General features: G+C 23.9%; 1 protein-coding gene. It reads right to left on the bottom strand.

Annotated elements, in window-relative coordinates; all coding sequences use genetic code 11:
• Positions 1-89: 89 nt before the first annotated feature.
• Positions 90-872: CDP-glycerol glycerophosphotransferase family protein (locus tag L8X50_RS08200; protein ID WP_263660892.1), on the bottom strand; the 783-nt coding region annotated here is incomplete at its 5' end.

The raw sequence follows: 872 nt of genomic DNA, 5'->3' as shown, positions 1-872 counted from the left end.
CTTTAAATAATTTTTTTGTTTTTTTTAAAATAGACATAAATAACCTTTTTTAGTAATAAATTTTGCATTATAATACAAAATACTTAACACTAAATTGAATTTAATTTTTTATAAATTCTTTCACAGCATCTACAATCTTTAAAAACAAAAGTTAAATCAATATTATCTTTATAAACACCAAAAGGTTTGCAATTATTTTTCAATAAAATTTCAAGCTCTTTCAGTAGATTTTCTTCATTCTCAACAACTGATCCAAAACCATTTTTTTTATAATCAAAATAACCTTTTTGATATGTATGAGAGGTAAAAAATTCCTCTTTATCAAACTGATAATATAGTATTGGTTTTTCTAGATACGCCATCTCAAAAGCTACGCTAGAGTAATCCGTAATCATCAAAGAAGAATTGCAAAATAATTCTTGCAAACTTTCATTTTGATTAGCAATTTTGATATTGGATGAAATATTAAACTCTTTTAAATATGGCATAATATAAGGATGAGGATTAAAAACTATGGTATAAGAATATAGTTCACATAGTTTTTTTAAGCCATTATTATTTAACAAAGAATTCCATTTTTGAAAATACTCACTTCGTTTAAAATACTCTTTTAAATCTTTTATGTCAGATTTAGCAGCATTGCCAACTATATTTTTTCTCCATGTTGGCATTATAAAGATTTGTTTCACATTAGATCTATTATTTTTTAGTAAAGCATCATGTCTTGCAAGACCTGTTAAAACCATTTCTTTTTTTCCAAATTTATAACAATTATAATCATTTGCTATAGAATCATACTCAGCTTGAGTTGAAGTTATAAATAAATCTATCTTCTTAGAATTAAGCCATCTAGAAAGATCATCTTTTATTAC

The sequence above is a fragment of the Campylobacter sp. CNRCH_2013_0898h genome (assembly GCF_025772965.1).
In the GTDB taxonomy this organism is placed as follows: Bacteria; Campylobacterota; Campylobacteria; order Campylobacterales; family Campylobacteraceae; genus Campylobacter_D; species Campylobacter_D lari_D.
The sequence above is the reverse complement of the archived record's forward strand: the minus strand, read 5'-3'. Positions and strand labels throughout refer to the sequence as shown.